Consider the following 16,799-nt stretch of genomic DNA (forward strand, 5'->3'; position numbering starts at 1 on the left):
GCACCGGCTCCGCCGACGCCGAGACCGCGGCCGGCCCTCCGCGGCCGACCGTCGCGGCGAACCTCCTCGGCGTGCTGGCCGACCTGCCCCGCCCGCACCGGATCCGCGAGACCCCGCTCGACCCGCCCGCCGCCGACGCGGCGGCGACGGTGCCGCCGTCGCTGGTGCGCAACGGGGCGCTGGCCGCGGTCACCGAGCTGCTCAGCACCGTCGAAGATCTGCTCGGCGTGCTCGCCGAGACCCCTGCGGCGACGCTGCGCACCGGCGGCGTCGGCATGCGCGAGCTGCGCCGGCTCACCGTCGCCCGCGGTGCCGCGGCCAAGCCCGGCGACGCCGACGTCGGCGAGACCGGCTGGCTGCTGGAGCTCGCCGCCGCGGCGGGGCTGATCGACCTCGACGTCGACTCCGACCGCTGGGCGATCTCCCGCCTGGCCCGCCGCTGGCAGCAGGCACCGCGCCATCGCCGCCACCAGCTGCTCGTCTCGGCCTGGCTGCTCGCCCCGCGCTCCCCGCTGCTGGTCCGCGGCCCGCATCCCACAGCACGCCCGGCCCCGGCACTGACCGCCGAACGACAGCGCGGCGACGCGACGACGCTGCGGATGCGGCTGCTCGCCGCCGCCGGGCGGCTCACCGACGCGGCCGCCTCCGGCGACGCGTCCGATGGCGCCTCCGATGGCGCCTCCGATGGCGCCTCGGAGAAGCCGCCGCAGCTGTACGTCCTGCGGCTGCCCGACGACGCCGAGCCCGACGCGGACGCGCTGACCGGTCCGCTGCTCGACCGGCTGGAGTGGGAGGCGCCGGTGCCGACGGCCAGGGTGCGCGGCGTGCTGCCGCCGATGGTGCGCGAGGCCGAGCGACTGGGCCTGCTGGCCGCCGGGGCGCTGAGCACGTCCGGCCGGGCGCTGCTGGACGGCCTCGATGCTGACACCGCCGCCGACGCCACGGAGGACCCCGTCGAGGGCCCGCACCGGCACGCCGCCGTCCACGCCGCCCCCGACGCCCCCGACGACCCCGAATCGCTGGCCCGCGGCGCCGCCGCGCTGGCCGACCGGCTGGCCGAGGACCTGCCGCCGCTGGTCGAGCAGGTGCATCTGCAGTCCGACCTCACCGCCGTGCCGCTGGGTGCGCCGACGCCCGACCTCGCCGCGCGGCTGGACCAGCTGGCGGAGAAGGAGACCCGCGGCGGCGCCCCGACGTACCGCTTCACCGCCGCCTCGCTGCAGCGCGGCCTCTCCGCGGGCTGGACCGCCTCGGGCATCCGCACGTTCCTGGCCGCCCATGCGACGGCCGAGCCGCCGTCGTCGCTGACCACGCTCATCGACGACGCCGCCCGCACCTGGCGCGGGGTGCGGATCGGCGGCGCCTCGGCCTGGCTGCTGGAGTCCGACCCCGACGCCCGGCAGGCGCTGCTCGACCATCCGGATCTGCGCCGGCTGGGCCTGCGCCCGCTGACCGAGGAGGTGCTGATCTGCGACGCTTCCCCGGCCGAGCTCTCCCGGGCGCTGAAGGGCGTGGGAGTGGCCGCCGTCGACGAGGACGCGCCCGCGACGCCGGGCGGATCCGCCGCGGGCGCCTCCGAGACCCGCCCGGCCGCAGAGTCCGCCGCGGCGTGGAGCCTGATCGCCTCGCCCTGGCAGCGGACGCCGGTGCGCACCCTCGCCGCCGCCGTCGACCCGGACTCCGTGCGCCGCGCCGTCGCCGACCTGCGCTCCGGGCGCGGAGCGGCGGCCGGCGCCGCGGCGGTGACCGAGGACTCCGACGTCGTCGCCCTGCTGCGCTCTGCGGTGCGCGCCGGACAGCCGGTCCGCCTGCACCGAGTCGACACGCAGGGCCGCGAGCATCCCGCTCGCGGCGTGCCCACGGCGCTGAACGCCGGACGGGTGCGGCTGCGCACCGCCGGCGGCGAGGAGGCGGTGCTGCTGGTGCATCGGATCACCGCCGTCACCCTCGACGACGCCGCGAGCACCCCGGAGACCCACCACCGTCAGGAGGCGCGATGAGCGGAGCATTGATCGTCCAGTCGGACAAGACCATCCTGCTGGAGGTCGACCACGCCGACGCCGACGCCGCCCGCCGGGCGGTCGCGGCCTTCGCCGACCTCGAGCGGGCGCCCGAGCACATGCACACCTACCGGATCACCCCGCTGGGGCTGTGGAACGCCCGGGCGGCGGGCATCGACGCCGAGTTCGTCATCGACACGCTGCTGAACCACTCGCGCTTCCCGGTCCCGCATGCGCTGCTGGTCGACGTCGCCGAGACGATGGGCCGCTACGGCCGGCTGCGGCTGGAGCAGGACCCGGTCCACGGGCTGGTGATGCGCGGCGCCGACGCCGCCGACGTCGAGGAGGTCTCCTCGGCGACGGCGGTGGCCCCGCTGCTGGGTCCGCGGATCGACGAGACCACCGTCGCCGTCCACGGCCAGGCCCGGGGAGATTTGAAACAGGCGCTGGTGCGGCTGGGCTGGCCGGCCGAGGACCAGGCCGGGTACGTCGACGGCACCGCGCATCCGATCGACCTGGACCAGAAGGGCTGGAGCCTGCGCGGCTACCAGCAGGAGGCGATGGACAACTTCTGGGCCGCCGGCTCCGGCGTCGTGGTGCTGCCCTGCGGGGCGGGCAAGACGCTGGTCGGCGCCGGGGTGATGGCGGTGTCCTCGACGATCACGCTGATCCTGGTCAACTCCACCGTCTCCGCCCGGCAGTGGAAGGACGAGCTGCTGCGCCGGACCTCGCTGACCGAGGACGACATCGGAGAGTACTCCGGCGACCGCAAGGAGGTCCGGCCGGTGACCATCGCGACCTACCAGGTGCTGGCGGTCAAGCGCGGCGAGCTGCATCCGCATCTGGAGCTGCTCGACCAGCACGACTGGGGGCTGATCATCTACGACGAGGTCCACCTGCTGCCGGCGCCGATCTTCCGCCGCACCGCCGATCTGCAGGCCCGCCGCCGGCTGGGGCTGACGGCCACGCTGATCCGCGAGGACGGCCGCGAGCGCGAGGTCTTCTCGCTGATCGGGCCGAAGCGCTACGACGCCCCGTGGAAGCAGATGGAGTCCCAGGGCTGGATCGCTCCGGCCGACTGCACCGAGATCCGGGTGGACCTGCCGCGGGCCGTGCGGATGGAGTACGCCTCGGCCCCGGACCGGGAGAAGCATCGGCTGGCCGCGGCGACCGAGGCGAAGGACGACGTCGTCGCGCGCCTGGTGGCCCGGCACGTCCACCGCGGCGAGCAGATCCTGGTGATCGGGCAGTTCGTCGAGCAGCTGCAGGCCCTCGGGGAGCGGCTGGACGCGCCGGTGCTGACCGGCTCGACATCGACCGCACGGCGGCAGCGGGTCTTCCAGCAGTTCCGCGAGGGCGAGCTGGATGTGCTGGTGGTCTCGAAGATCGCGAACTTCTCGGTGGACCTGCCCCAGGCCTCGGTGGCGATCCAGGTCTCGGGGACGTTCGGCTCGCGGCAGGAGGAGGCCCAGCGGCTGGGCCGGCTGCTGCGCACCGACGCCGCCGACGAGGGCAAGCGCGCCCACTTCTACTCTCTGGTCGCCCGCGACACCGTGGACATGGACTACGCGGCCAAGCGGCAGCGCTTCCTCTCCGAGCAGGGCTACGGCTACACGATCCTCGACGGCGACGACATCGTCTGACTCCTCACCCTGCGATGACTCGGTGGAAAGTGCGGGAAAGCGCGCACTTTCCCACACCTTCCACGGAGTCATCCCCTGGGGCGGGCAGGCCGTCACGGGCCGTGCAGAAGCCTGTCGACGCGGCGGACCACGCCCCGGAATCGATCGCGGAGGTCGACGACGTTCACGATCACCACTGTCCACCCGTCGTCGACGAACGCCGCGTTCCGCGTGCGGTCGCTGGCCTGTTGCGTGGGATTGAAGTGCCCTTCGCCCTCGTACTGCAGGACGACCTTCTCCTCCTCGTACCCCAGGTCCCCGGACCAGGGACTGCCTGGGCGCGGCGTCACCTGCAGCTGAGGCTCGGGGAGTCCGGCGTCGACGATCGCCAGCCGCAGCAGCGTCTCCGGCCGAGAATCAGCTCCGTCGCGGATCCGCTCCAGAGCCTCGCGGCCGGCCACGATGCCGCGGGTCTTCCGGTGGTCCCCGACCAGAGTCCGCAGCGACGCCGGCGTCTCCCAGGGGCGGTCGCGCCCCTCGAGCTCGGGGTTCGGCCGGCGGATCAGCTGATCGCCGAGCGCGACCAGCTCATGGAGCGGCAGCACGCCCATCAGGTCGAAGTAGGCCCGGCCCGGACGTGACACCCGCAGTCCCTCGACGTCGACCACCTCGCCGTCCTCCACGACGACGGCGTGCGCGACCAGTCCCGGAATCCGATCCGTCGACGACGAGGACTCCGCACGGCTGACATGCAGCGGGCGGGCGCCGTCGAGCCAGGGCGGCAGCGGCAGATTCCACAGGTGAGCGGCCGTCGTATGGCTGAACCACATGCCGGGGCACTGGAGCTGCAGCGCGCGCATCAGGCTGAGGAGGTCGGCGTCGACGTGGGCGAAGCGGCCGCCCTCCGCCGCTGCGCGGAACCCGTCGAGCAGTGCGCCGGAGGGCGAGAGGACGCGGTAGAGACCCCGGCCGACGCGTTCGACATCGCGCGCTCGCAGCCGGTTCGGCGGGACACCGAGCGCCAGAGCCCGCGACCGCGGGAAGACGCCGGAGAGGAGCTCCTCGGGGAGCGGACGGGGAGTACGCATACCGGGCATCCTCGACGCCGTCGCCGTCGGTCACGACCGCGCGCCGTCGTGGTGTGCACTCAGCGGCGCGTCGTCGCACCGACCGCGCCCCCTGTGCAGGACGCCGCCCGCACCGAGAGGTGACTCTGTGGAAGGTGTGGGAACACGCTCGCTTTCCCGCACTTTCCACAGAGTCATCACAGGCCAGGGGAGGCCCCGGGCATCAGGGGGTGGGCACGCGACCCATACCGGACATACAGTGCTCGTACAGACAACGTCCAGACATCGGAGGGACACTGGGCCCCGTGAGTGACAAGACGCCTGAAGCCAAGCTGCTCGTCGTCGACGACGAGCCGAACATCCGTGAACTCCTCGCCACGTCCCTGCGCTTCGCGGGGTTCGAGGTCGCGGCGGCGTCCACCGGTCGCGAGGCCCTGGACTCCGCCGAGCAGTTCCACCCGGACCTCGCCGTACTCGACGTGATGCTGCCGGACATGGACGGGTTCACCGTCACCCGACGGCTGCGTGCGGCCGGCAAGCACTTCCCGGTGCTCTTCCTGACCGCCCGGGACGACACCGACGACAAGATCACCGGACTGACCGTCGGCGGCGACGACTACGTGACCAAGCCGTTCTCGCTGGACGAGGTCGTCGCCCGCATCCGCGCGGTGCTGCGCCGCACGGCCCCCTTCGAGGACGAGGACGCGGTGCTGACCATCGACAACCTCGAGCTCGACGACGACGCGCACGAGGTCCGCCGCGCCGGCGACATGATCGACCTCTCTCCCACCGAGTTCAAGCTGCTGCGCTACCTGATGATGAACCCCAACCGGGTGCTATCCAAGCAGCAGATCCTCGACCACGTCTGGGAGTACAACTTCAACGGCGACGCCTCGATCGTCGAGTCCTACATCTCCTACCTGCGGCGGAAGATCGACTCGGGCGCCGAAGGCGCGCCGATGATCCAGACCAAGCGCGGCGTCGGCTACGTCCTCCAGACCTGGGAGCGCCGCCAGCGGGCCCAGGGCCTGGCCTGATGCCGAGGCCGGCCGTCGCCGTCGAGGCCGCGACCGCATGATCACCTCTCCCTGGCACGCCATCGCCCGGATGTGGCGGCGCGCCAGTCTGCGCACGCAGCTGGTCGCCATCATCTCCGGGCTGCTGGTGCTGACCCTGGCGGTGACCACCTTCGTCTCGGCCTCGCTGTTCCGCCAGGAGCTGCTGCGCAATCTGGACGAGGACCTCTACGCCAATCGCAACAACATCTCGATGTACCTCACCCGGGTCTCCAACGCCGACAGCGCCGAGGAGCGGGCCGAGGAGCTCTCCATCCTGCGGTTCTACGGGGTGCTGCTGACCAACGACGGCGAGAAGGTCCCCGGAGCCTCCACGCATCCGGAGGTGCCCGGGCGCGATCTGCCCGATCTGCCGACGATGAGCGCCGAGGAGGTCCTGGAGCTCGGCGGGGAGTCGCTCAACGTCCCCGGCACCGAGCCGGACTCGCGCGGCTGGCGCGTGAAGTTCTACCGGCTGGAGTCCGGCGAGAACTCGATCGCGATCGCCCTGAAGCTCGACACCGTCGAGACCTCGGTGGAGCGCGCCATCTTCCTGGTGGCCACCATCGGACTGCTGGCCACCCTCGGGGCCTCGACGATCGCCTATGCCGTGGTGACCCGGGCCTTCAGGCCGCTGATCCAGGTGGAGAAGACCGCCGCGGCCATCGCCGGCGGGGACTTCTCCGAACGCGTGCAGACCACGGCGCCGCCGGACACCGAGATCGGCCGGCTCTCCCGCTCGCTGAACGCGATGCTCGAGCACATCGAGGCGGCGTTCCGGGCGAAGTCGGACTCCGAGGAGAAGATGCGCCGCTTCATCCAGGATGCCTCGCACGAGCTGCGCACTCCCCTGGTGACCATCGGCGGCTTCTCCGAGCTCTACCGCCACGGCGGGCTCGACGAGGAGCAGAAGGTCGAGGAGGCCATGGGGCGCATCGAGTCCGAGGCCAAGCGGATGTCGCAGCTGGTCGAGGACATGCTCCATCTGGCCCGGCTCGACGAGCAGCGTCCGCTGCAGTCCACGCCGGCGGACCTGAACCTCATCGCCCACGACGCCGCCACCGACCTCGGTGTGAACAGCCCGGACCGCGAGGTCCGCGTGATCGGCCTCGACGGCGGCCCGCCGCGTCCTGCGCCGGTGATGGGCGAAGAGGGCAAGATCCGCCAGATCGTGACCAACCTGATCACCAACGCGCTGCGCTACACCCCGGAAGGCTCCCCGCTGGAGCTGGCGGTGGGCACCGAGAGCCTGATCCAGGGGCGCACCGACTCGGTGCTGCAGGTCCGCGACCACGGCGAGGGCATCTCCGACGAGGATGCCGCGCGCATCTTCGAGCGCTTCTACCGGGTCGACACCTCCCGCGACCGCGGCACCGGCGGCACGGGCCTGGGCCTGGCGATCGTCGCGGCCATCGCCGCCCAGCACGACGGCACGATCCGCCACAGCGGGACCGAGGGCGGCGGGGCGACGATGACGCTGCGGCTGCCGATGGTCGAGCCCGAGGACCAGAGCGACCACGAGTCCGACTACTCCGAGGAGGACGACGGCTCGTTGAGCTGACCTCCGGGCCCGGCGCCCGGCACAGCAGAGGCCCCGCAGGATCGCTCCTGCGGGGCCTCTGTGCGGTGCGGGCTCAGCCGGCGTCCGGCTCAGCCCGCGCGGCGGGCGCCGATGATCACATCATGCCGCCCATGCCGCCCATGCCGCCCATCGGGTCCATGCCGCCCTCGGCGCCGGCACCCGCGGCGTTCTTCTCCGGCTTGTCGGCCACGACCGCCTCGGTGGTGAGGAACAGCGACGCGATCGACGCGGCGTTCTGCAGCGCCGAGCGGGTCACCTTCACCGGGTCGTTGACGCCGGCGTCGAGCAGGTCCTCGTACTCGCCGGTGGCGGCGTTCAGCCCGGTGCCGTCCGGCAGCGACTTGACCTTCTCGGCCACGACGCCCGGCTCCAGGCCGGCGTTGACGGCGATCTGCTTCAGCGGGCCCTCGACGGCCAGCTTGACGATGTTCGCGCCGGTCGCCTCGTCGCCGGTCAGCGAGAGGTGCTCGAAGGCACGGGCGCCGGCCTGCAGCAGGGCGGCACCGCCGCCGGCGACGATGCCCTCGTCGACTGCGGCCTTGGCGTTGCGCACCGCGTCCTCGATGCGGTGCTTGCGCTCGGAGAGCTCGACCTCGGTGGCCGCGCCGGCCTTGATGACGGCGACGCCGCCGGCCAGCTTGGCCAGCCGCTCCTGCAGCTTCTCCCGGTCGTAGTCGGAGTCGCTGTTGGCGATCTCGGCCTTGATCTGCGAGACGCGGCCGGCGATCTCGTCGGCGTCGCCGGCGCCCTCGACGATGGTGGTCTCGTCCTTGGTGACGACGACCTTGCGGGCGGTGCCCAGCAGGTCGAGGGTGGCGCTCTCCAGCTTCAGGCCGACCTCCTCGGCGATGACCTGGCCGCCGGTCAGCACAGCGATGTCGGCCAGCATGGCCTTGCGGCGGTCGCCGAAGCCCGGAGCCTTGACGGCCACGGACTTGAAGGTGCCCTTGAGCTTGTTGACCACCAGCGCGGCCAGGGCCTCGCCCTCGACGTCCTCGGCGATGACCAGCAGCGGACGGCTCGACTGCATGACCTGCTCGAGGACTCCGATGAGGTCCTTCACGTTGGAGACCTTGGAGTTCACGATCAGGATGTACGGGTCGTCGAGGACCGCCTCCTGGCGCTCGGAGTCGGTGACGAAGTAGCCCGAGAGGTAGCCCTTGTCGAAGCGCATGCCCTCGGTGAGCTCCAGCTCCAGACCGAAGGTGTTCGACTCCTCGACGGTGATGACGCCTTCCTTGCCGACCTTGTCCAGCGCCTCGGCGATCAGCTCGCCGATCTGCGGGTCGGCCGCGGAGATCGAGGCGGTGGCCGCGATCTGCTCCTTGGTCTCGACCTCCTTGGCGGACTTGAAGAGCTCCTCGGTGACCGCCTCGACGGCCTTGTCGATGCCGCGCTTCAGACCCATCGGGTCAGTGCCGGCGGCCACGTTGCGCAGGCCCTCCTTGACCAGGGACTGGGCCAGCACCGTGGCGGTGGTGGTGCCGTCGCCGGCGACGTCGTCGGTCTTCTTGGCCACCTCCTTGACGAGCTCGGCGCCGATCTTCTCGTAGGGGTCCTCGAGCTCGATCTCCTTGGCGATGGAGACGCCGTCGTTGGTGATGGTGGGAGCGCCCCACGCCTTCTCCAGCACGACGTTGCGGCCGCGGGGGCCCAAGGTGACCTTGACGGCGTCGGCGAGGCTGTTCAGGCCTCGCTCGAGGCCCCGGCGGGCCTCCTCGTCGAATGCGATGGTCTTAGCCATATCGGCACGTGTCCTTCCTGGACTGCGGATGGTGTGATTCGGACGTGTTCGCGTCAGAAGGGTCGAACCTCGCCAGATGCCCGCGACGGACGGCCGCGCCTCCGCGTCACCGGAGGCGCACTTCTCGGCCTCACCTGTTCAGGTTCATCCCACTCCTGCATGGGCCCGCCGGACGATGACGACGCCGAGCAGTCAGCCCGACGCCGACGCGTCGCCTGGCAGTCTCATACAGTGAGTGCCAGCTCAATATTTAGCACTCTGCCCAGGAGAGTGCAAACTCTCGCCGGGCCGCGGCCGGGCTCCTCACTCGGCCTGCTCGTCACCGACGACCAGCGCCACGAAGCTCCAGTTGTCGTTCTCCTCGACGGTCTCGACCCCGAACGTCTCCGCGAGGTCCTGGGCGTGCTCCTGCTGCCCGCTCGGGTAGTAGATCACCGGGGTCTGGACCTCGCCCCAGTCGTCCTGCCACTCGGCGGTGTTGGTGACGTTGTACTGCATCTCGGCCAGCTGCGCCTCGACGTCGTCGAGCCCGCCCTCGGGGAGGCCGGCGTCGATGATCTGCACCGGGGCCTCGGCGTCGGCGGCGGTGGGCGTCTCCTCCGCAGCCTCCTCGCCGTCGGAGGATCCCTCGCCGGATTCGTCGTCCGCGGCGCCGGAGGCCTCGCCGGACGGTTCCGCCTCCTGCTCGGCGGCGTCGTCGCCGGCGAAGGGCACCCAGTCCTCGGGCAGGCGCGGCACCACGAAGTAGCTGAAGGCGCCGACCAGCAGCGCGAAGACGGCCAGCAGGGTCACCCAGCGCAGCGCGCCGCCGCCGCGCCGCTCCGGCGCGGGAGCCGCGGCCCGGTGCTTGCCGATCCGGCCGTCCTCGTAGGGCGGCACCTCGTCGAACTGGTCCTGCGGATGATGCTGGGTCATCGTCGTCGTGTCCTCACCACGTGCGCGTCATCGGTGTCACCGGCCCCTCGCCGGTGCGGCCCGGCGGCCGTCGGCGACGTCCGCGACGCCGCCGTGCTCCTCGTCCTCCCGCTCATCGCCGCGAGGCCCGGCCCCGCTGGCGCGCGTCGCGCTGCCGGCGCAGCCGCTTGACGAGCATCGGGTCATGGGCCTGGGCGGCCTCCGCATCGATCAGACGGTTCAGCACCTGGTGGTAGGCCACCGCCGAGATCCCCAGCCGGTCGCTGATCGCCTGGTCCTTCGCGCCGGCGTACTTCCACCACTGGCGTTCCAGGTCCAGGATCTGCCGCTCCTGCTCGGTGAGCGGGTCGGCGAGCCGCCGGGCCGTCGACCCGGCCGACGAATCGTCCGCCTCCGCGCCCGGCGCCGCGCGCGACGTCGCACGCGTCGGCTCGGCGTCCGGCGAGGTCTCCAGGACCGCGTCCGCGGATCCGGCTGCGCTCATCGGGGCCTCCTCCTGACTGGTCGGTGCACCGCCCATCCTACGGCGCGGCGGCCGACGGCGGCGGCATCCCCGCGCTCTGTGTTCGCCCTCGGCCTCGCCGGCGGCCTCGCGACCGCGCCCCCGATGTGCCTAGGCTGGAGCGCGATGGACCTGCACACCGATCTGATCGCCCCGCTCGACCCCGGCTGGGAGCGCGTCCTGGCTCCGCAGCAGGAGGCCTTCGACCACGTGCGCGCCGAGGTCGCGCGCCGGCGCGCCGCCGGGGAGCACGTGCTCCCCGAGCCGCCCGACGTGCTGCGCGCCTTCCGACAGCCCTTCGACCAGGTCCGAGTGCTGATCATCGGGCAGGACCCCTACCCCACCCCCGGCCATCCGATCGGGATGTCCTTCGCCGTCGCCCCCGACGTCCGCCCGGTCCCGCGCAGCCTGCAGAACATCTACGCCGAGCGGCAGACCGATCTGGGCCTGGCCCCGGCCGAGCACGGAGATCTGCGCCCCTGGGCCGGCCAGGGCGTGCTGATGCTCAACCGCGTGCTGACCGTCACCGCCGGCTCGCCGGCCTCGCACCGCGGGATCGGCTGGGAGCAGATCACCGAGGCCGCCGTCCGCGCGCTGGTCGCCCGGGGCACACCGCTGGTCTCCGTCCTCTGGGGATCCCAGGCGAAGTCGCTGCAGCCGCTGCTCGACGCCGGCGAGCACACTGCGGTGCTCACCAGCCCGCACCCCTCGCCGCTCTCGGCCCGCCGCGGGTTCTTCGGCTCGCGGCCGTTCTCCCGGGCGAATGCGGCGCTGCAGGCGATGGGGGGCGAGCCGGTCGACTGGTCGCTCTAGCGGCGTCGCAGACCCCGGGACGGAGCCGCTCTACCGCCGTCGGGCGCGCTCGCGCTCGTTGGACGGCAGCCCGGTGGTGAACCGTCGCATGATCACATCGCCGAGCACGATGCCCGCGGCGATCGACATGATGATGATCAGCGCGTTGAACAGCTGGGTCAGGCCGCCCATCATGAACGTCGTCGTCGAGCCCATCGCGATCTGATACATGCCGCGGAAGATCATCAGCCCGGGCAGCATGAACATCATCGCCGGCACGGCGATCACCAGCTGCGGGGCGCCCATGCGCAGCGCGACCACGCGCCCCAGGGCCCCGACGACGGTGCCGCCGATGACCGGGATGATGCGTTCGCCCAGCCCGATCTGCTCGCCGGCGAAGTAGGCCAGGAAGCCCAGCGCGGAGATCACCCCGGTGGGCAGCAGCATCGTCCAGCGGGTCTGCTCGACGACGGCGGCGGCCACCGCCGCGCAGAAGACCAGCGCCACCAGCACCGCCGGATGATAGAGCCGGTGCATCGGCACCGCGACGTCGATCTCCGGGGCGCCGAGCAGATCGGCGACGACGACGGCGGCCATGATGCCGGCGGTCATGCCGGCGAAGGCGATCATCGCCGAGACCAGGCGCCCGGCGGCCGTCAGCGGGAAGCCGTTGATCGCGTCCTGGATGGCCGAGACGATCCGCGCCGAGGGCAGCAGGATCATCAGCCCGCCGGAGACCACGATCGACGGCGCCACGGGCGCGCCGAGCCCGAAGGCTCCCATCGCGATGGAGGTGGCGACGAAGCCCCCGGCCGCCAGGCCGTAGAACTCCGGCACGCGCCAGGCGGCCAGCCGCCGCGTCGTGCCCAGCACCAGCAGCGTCGCCGCGAAGCCCAGCGCGGCGTCGAGCACCGGAGCCCCGAGATAGGCGGCGAAGAAGCTGGCGAAGATCGCACCGCAGACGGTGGCCATCCACCGCGGATACGGCTTGGGGTCGTGGGTGATCTCATGCAGCCGCGTCGCGGCCTCGGCACGCGTCATGCGACCGATGCTGATGTCGCTGACCAGCCGGTGCACCGCCGCCAGCGACTTGAAGTTCCCCGACCAGGAACGCACCACCCGCACCCGGGAGTACGGGATCTTGCCCTCCGGCGCCCAGTTCAGGCTGATCGACTGGTTGGTGATGTCGACGTCGGTGTTGGACATGCCGAACGCGGCGGTGACCGCGATGATCGAGGTCTCCACCTCCAGCGCGCCGGCTCCGTAGCGGAAGAGCGTCTCGCCCAGGTCCAGGACGAAGGAGATGGTGGCCAGCTCGTCGGAGTCCACCGGCTGCTCGGCCTGGCGGACGTTCTCGAAGGGCGTGCCGGTCAGATGCGCGACCAGCGGCACCGACGTCGTCGGCGGGCCCTGCGGGCGCATGATCCGCCGGAAGAACATCTGCGGCGAGACCTTCTGGTCGAAGACGCTGCGATCGAACAGCGGCGCCTTCTTCAGCGGGTCGGGCAGCTTCTCCTTCAGCCGCGAGGGACGCAGCACCGAGCCGCGCCGGATCGGCTGCGTCGCCGGCGCCTCGGCCGGGACCTCGGCGGCCGACCCGGTTCCGTCGCCGGGCTCTCCGCCGTCGGGACGTTCGCCGCCCGCCGACTCGAGGCCGGGCACGACGCCGGGCATGCCGCCGGTCCGGGCCTCGTGCCGAGTCTCCGAGGGGGCCTCCGACCGACTGTCGGTCCACCCCTGCACCGGCGAGGAGCTGCCCGTGGGGAAGGGCTCGGCGGCCGGCGCCTCGCCGCCGTCGGCGCCGGGCTGCTCGTAGAAGGCGTCCGGGGCGAACTCATGGCGGGCCGCCTCGGCCCCGTCCTGCTCCTGCAGCCGCTCTTCGGCGGCCTCGACGTCGTACTCCTCCCATTCCAGGGCGGCCTCGGCCTCGCGGGAGGCCTGCCAGGAGGAGGCGATCGAGCCGGTCAGCGTGCGCACCAGCCCGGGACTCTCCTCCTCGTCCTCGGTCGCGGAGGCCGGGCGGACCACCGGGATGAGGCTGGTCTGCGGGTCAGGCTCGCTGATGACGGGGTCGATGGCCTCGGGCTCATAGTCCTCTGCGGACGTCGCGGCCGGCCCGCCCGAAGACGGCTGCGCCGACGTCCGCGGCTCCCGGCCCCCGGTCGTCTCCCGACGCTCCTCGTCAGCGGCCACCTGCCCCTCCTTCCTCTGCTGGTCGCGGCGCGCCGGCGGCGCGCTCCTCGACACGGTCACGCCCGCCGCACCTGCGCGACGGTGCGCCCGAGCCTCCTCGGGCGCCGGTGTTCAATGTACTGCCCGCCGCGCCTCCTCGGCGGACACGACGCCGTCGCCGCCCGCGAGCCGGCCGCCGGAGTCTCAGCCGGGGTCGACGCTCTCGGCCACCCAGGCCAGATACGACGGCGAGCCGTCCACGATCGGCAGGACGACGAGCTCGGGCTCGTCATAGGGGTGCTCGGCGTCCAGCAGCGCGCGCAGGGCGTCGACGGCGGCGGTGGTGGTCTTCACCGCCAGCAGCTGCTCAGGCTCCTGCTGCACGGCGCCATCCCAGGCGAAGACGCTGCGCACCTCGCTGATCTGCACACAGGCGGCCAGCCCGGCCTCGACGACGCGTCGGGCGAGCTGGTCAGCTCGGGCGGCCGAGTCGACGGTGGTCTGGGCGACGACGTGCTGCGCGGTGCTCTGCTGCGCGGCGGGGTCGCGGGGCGGCTCGTCCGGCACGGTGCTCATGTCTCCAGTGTGCCGCCTCCTCGCCGGACCCGACCAGCAGGACCAGCGGAACAGGCTCGACGAGACCGCGGCACGGGGCGCAGACAGACGCGAAGAGCCCGTCGTGACCGACGGGCTCTTCGAAGCGGTGGATCCGAATGGACTTGAACCATCGACCTCTCGCGTGTGAGGCGAGCGCTCTGACCAACTGAGCTACGGATCCGCGCGACGCTCGTCGCGGCATGAGCCGCGGACGATTGCCAGAAAAGCCTAGCACCGTCGAGGCCGCGAGGGGAAACCGGGGGCCGCGGAGGCCGCCGGCCGTGGCGAGGATCTCAGGAGATGGCCTCGGCCAGCGGGGTCTCGCCGTCGACGAAGTTCACCGTCTCGCGCGTCGCCGCCGTCGTGCGCAGCACATGGACGATCGCCTCGGCGACGTTCTCGCGGGAGGCGCCGGGCAGCTCCGCCGGCGGCTCGGAGCCGTCCAGCGGACGCCCCGCGGAGTCCAGCAGCTGCAGCGCCGACGTGGCCGGCTCCAGGGTCAGCCGACCGGGGCCGAGGATCGTGTAGTCCAGCCCCGTGCCGCGCAGATGCTCGTCGGCGTCGTGCTTGGCCTGGGCATAGGGGAAGAAGGAGGACTCGCGGTCCAGTGCGTCGACGTCGGTCTCGCTGCGCGCGTAGGAGACCATCACGTACCGGGAGACGCCGGCCTGCTCGGCGGCGTCCATCGACCGCACCGCCGCGTCGTGGTCGACGGCACGGGTCCGCTCGGGGTTCCCGCCGCCGGCGCCGGCGGAGAAGACCACGGCCTCGGCGCCGCCGAAGGCCCCGGCGAGCGCGTCGACGTCGGCCTGCTCGATGTCCAGGAGCACCGGATTCGCGCCGGTCGCGGCGACGTCCTCGCGATGCTCGGGGTTGCGGATGAGCGAGTCCACCGCATAGCCGGCCTCGATCAGCTTCGGGGCCGCCAGCAGGGCGATCTTGCCGTGTCCGCCCAGGATCACCACACGCTTCTCGTCAGCCATCGTCTCCTCCTCGATCGTCTGCTGCGTCGCCGCGATCGCGACGGCACCCGGCACAACAGCACCATCGTGTGACTATTCCGGACCCGGCCGACCGAGAGCCTGTTGTTCGATCCATCGAACGTGTGTCAGGATCAGCGAACGATCCGTCAGGGGAACCGAGGGAGGGACGATGGCCGAGACGCCGGAGGCACCCGACGACGGCGGCGGCGCACCGCTGGAGCGCATCGCCGCGGCCGTGCAGGCCGAACGCCGTCGCGCCGGACTGTCGCTCAGCGAGCTGTCCCGTCGCGTCGGGCGGTCGAAGTCCACGCTGTCGCTGCTGGAATCGGCCTCCGGCAACCCGAGCGTCGAGACGCTCTGGGCCATCGCCTCGGCGTTGGAGATCCCCTTCGCCCGACTCGTCGAGACCCCCGCCCCCGAGCCGCGGGTCGTCCGGGCCGGGGAGCGGGACGAGGTCCGCGCCGAGCACGCCGACTTCGCCGCCTCCCTGCTCAGCGGCGGGCGGCCGGAGGCGCGCCGCGACCTCTACGTGGTCACCCTCGAGCCCGGCGAGCGCCGCGACGCCGAGCCGCATCCGCGCGGCGCGCTGGAGCACGTCGTCGTCGGGGCCGGCCGAGTGCGGCTCGGCCGAACTGAGGAACCGGTGGAGCTGGGGCCCGGCGACTATGCGATGTTCCCCGGCGATGCGCCGCACCGCTACGAAGCGCTGACCATCGGGGCCTGGTTCGTGCTGGTGATGGAGCACCCGGCATGAGCGCGACGACCGATGCCTCGCACCGCGCACGCACCGGCCGGCCGGCGCACGCCCGCCTGACCCCGGCGACCCGGACCGGCCTGTCCATCGCCGTGGCCGTCTCGCTCTACGGACTGTCCTTCGGCGCGCTCTCCACCGCGGCCGGAATGACCTTCTGGCAGACCGTCGCCCTCTCGGCGCTGCTGTTCTCCGGCGGCTCGCAGTTCGCCTTCATCGGGATCCTCTCCGGCGGCGGCGCACCGGCCGCGGCCCTGGGGGCCTCCACGCTGCTCAGCGCGCGCAACACGCTCTACGGCGTGCAGATGAAGGCGCTGCTGGATCCGCGCGGGGTCCGCCGGCTGTTCGCGGCCCAGCTGACCATCGACGAGACGGCGGCGACGGCGATGAGCCAGTCCACCGACGCCGAGCGGCGCCGCGGCTTCTGGGTCACCGGCGTCGCCTGCTACACGGGGTGGAACCTGGCGACGGCGGCCGGGGCGCTGCTCGGCGACGTCGTCGGCGAGCCGGAGGCCCTGGGGCTCGACGGCGCCGTGGTCGCGGCCTTCCTCGCGCTGCTCTGGCCGCGACTGCGCGGCGCCGAGCCGTGGGCGCTGGCCGTGGTCGCCGCGCTGGTCACCGCGCTGACCATGCCGGCGCTGCCCGCCGGCGCCCCGGTGCTGCTCGCCGCCGTCGTCGCGATCGTCTGGGGACTGGCCGCCCCGCCGACGCGGAGGCGCCGTCCAGGACGAGGATCAGACCGAGGACCGGGCCGAGGATCAGACCGAGGTGCCGGACGACGATGCGACCGAGGAGGCCCGCCGATGACGCTCTGGCTCTGGGTGCTGGCCGCCAGCGCCGCCGTCTACGCCACCAAGCTGGTGGGCCACCTGATCCCCGGCTCCTGGCTGCGCCACCCGCTGGTGGGCCGCATCTCGGGGCTGATGACCGTGGCCCTGCTCGCCGCACTGGTCACGATGAACAGCGTCGACGGCGACGACGGCGTGGTCGTCGACGCCCGGCTCGGGGCGCTGGCCG

General features: G+C 72.6%; 14 protein-coding genes and 1 tRNA gene. 7 read left to right on the top strand and 8 right to left on the bottom strand.

Annotated elements, in window-relative coordinates:
* Together GU5_RS0104970 and GU5_RS0104975 are read left to right on the top strand one after the other, a co-directional pair.
* A partial coding sequence (locus GU5_RS0104970; protein WP_010524476.1) for a helicase-associated domain-containing protein occupies positions 1-2,000 on the top strand: 2,000 nt, incomplete at its 5' end.
* Complete coding sequence (locus GU5_RS0104975; protein ID WP_033227889.1) at positions 1,997-3,643, top strand: DNA repair helicase XPB; 1,647 nt, start codon at positions 1,997-1,999, stop codon at positions 3,641-3,643. The genes GU5_RS0104970 and GU5_RS0104975, both read left to right, overlap by 4 nt.
* Positions 3,644-3,735: 92 nt before the next feature.
* On the opposite strand, the gene GU5_RS16990 is transcribed toward GU5_RS0104975, so the two are convergent.
* Positions 3,736-4,710, bottom strand: a complete 975-nt coding sequence (locus GU5_RS16990; RefSeq protein WP_010524478.1) for a hypothetical protein — start codon at positions 4,708-4,710, stop codon at positions 3,736-3,738.
* Positions 4,711-4,994: 284 nt separating this feature from the next.
* On the opposite strand from GU5_RS16990, the gene GU5_RS0104985 reads away from it, so the two are divergent.
* Both GU5_RS0104985 and GU5_RS0104990 read left to right on the top strand, forming a co-directional pair.
* Positions 4,995-5,726: a response regulator transcription factor gene (locus GU5_RS0104985; RefSeq protein WP_010524479.1), complete on the top strand. Its 732-nt coding sequence runs from the start codon at positions 4,995-4,997 to the stop codon at positions 5,724-5,726.
* Positions 5,727-5,763: 37 nt separating this feature from the next.
* Positions 5,764-7,305 carry a HAMP domain-containing sensor histidine kinase gene (locus GU5_RS0104990; RefSeq protein WP_010524480.1) on the top strand — a complete coding sequence of 514 codons (1,542 nt, stop codon included), beginning with the start codon at positions 5,764-5,766 and terminating at the stop codon, positions 7,303-7,305.
* A gap of 115 nt (positions 7,306-7,420) precedes the next feature.
* Here GU5_RS0104990 and groL read toward each other — a convergent pair whose 3' ends face one another.
* The 3 genes from groL to GU5_RS0105005 all read right to left on the bottom strand — a co-directional run bounded on the left by groL (position 7,421) and on the right by GU5_RS0105005 (position 10,469).
* Positions 7,421-9,070: a chaperonin GroEL gene (groL, locus tag GU5_RS0104995; protein WP_010524481.1), complete on the bottom strand. Its 1,650-nt coding sequence runs from the start codon at positions 9,068-9,070 to the stop codon at positions 7,421-7,423.
* A gap of 303 nt (positions 9,071-9,373) precedes the next feature.
* Complete coding sequence (locus tag GU5_RS0105000; RefSeq protein WP_010524482.1) at positions 9,374-9,985, bottom strand: LytR C-terminal domain-containing protein; 612 nt, start codon at positions 9,983-9,985, stop codon at positions 9,374-9,376.
* Between the two features lie 112 nt (positions 9,986-10,097).
* The gene (locus GU5_RS0105005; protein WP_010524483.1) at positions 10,098-10,469 is read right to left on the bottom strand and encodes a DUF3263 domain-containing protein; all 372 of its coding nucleotides are present in this window, start codon (positions 10,467-10,469) and stop codon (positions 10,098-10,100) included.
* A 144-nt stretch (positions 10,470-10,613) separates the two neighbouring features.
* On the opposite strand from GU5_RS0105005, the gene GU5_RS0105010 reads away from it, so the two are divergent.
* Positions 10,614-11,300 (top strand): uracil-DNA glycosylase, encoded by a 687-nt coding sequence (locus GU5_RS0105010; RefSeq protein ID WP_010524484.1) that lies wholly within the window; start codon positions 10,614-10,616, stop codon positions 11,298-11,300.
* A 30-nt stretch (positions 11,301-11,330) separates the two neighbouring features.
* On the opposite strand, the gene GU5_RS0105015 is transcribed toward GU5_RS0105010, so the two are convergent.
* The 4 genes from GU5_RS0105015 to GU5_RS0105030 form a co-directional block, all read right to left on the bottom strand.
* Positions 11,331-13,472, bottom strand: coding sequence for a threonine/serine exporter ThrE family protein (locus GU5_RS0105015; protein WP_010524485.1), 2,142 nt, complete (start codon positions 13,470-13,472; stop codon positions 11,331-11,333).
* A gap of 183 nt (positions 13,473-13,655) precedes the next feature.
* Positions 13,656-14,027, bottom strand: a complete 372-nt coding sequence (gene cutA, locus GU5_RS14135) for a divalent-cation tolerance protein CutA (protein ID WP_010524486.1) — start codon at positions 14,025-14,027, stop codon at positions 13,656-13,658.
* A 128-nt stretch (positions 14,028-14,155) separates the two neighbouring features.
* Positions 14,156-14,229, bottom strand: a tRNA-Val gene (locus tag GU5_RS0105025).
* Positions 14,230-14,341: 112 nt separating this feature from the next.
* On the bottom strand, positions 14,342-15,031 hold the full coding sequence (locus tag GU5_RS0105030; protein ID WP_029514021.1) for an SDR family oxidoreductase: 690 nt from the start codon (positions 15,029-15,031) through the stop codon (positions 14,342-14,344).
* 169 nt (positions 15,032-15,200) lie between these two features.
* Here GU5_RS0105030 and GU5_RS0105035 point away from each other — a divergent pair, with 169 nt between their 5' ends.
* Entirely contained in the window at positions 15,201-15,785 is a 585-nt protein-coding gene (locus GU5_RS0105035) for a helix-turn-helix domain-containing protein (protein WP_010524488.1), read from the top strand.
* Positions 15,782-16,799, top strand: a 1,018-nt coding sequence (locus tag GU5_RS14140; protein WP_010524489.1) for an AzlC family ABC transporter permease, incomplete at its 3' end; no start/stop codon positions are given. The genes GU5_RS0105035 and GU5_RS14140, both read left to right, overlap by 4 nt.

This window comes from Nesterenkonia sp. F (genome assembly GCF_000220985.1).
In the GTDB taxonomy this organism is placed as follows: domain Bacteria; phylum Actinomycetota; class Actinomycetes; order Actinomycetales; family Micrococcaceae; genus Nesterenkonia.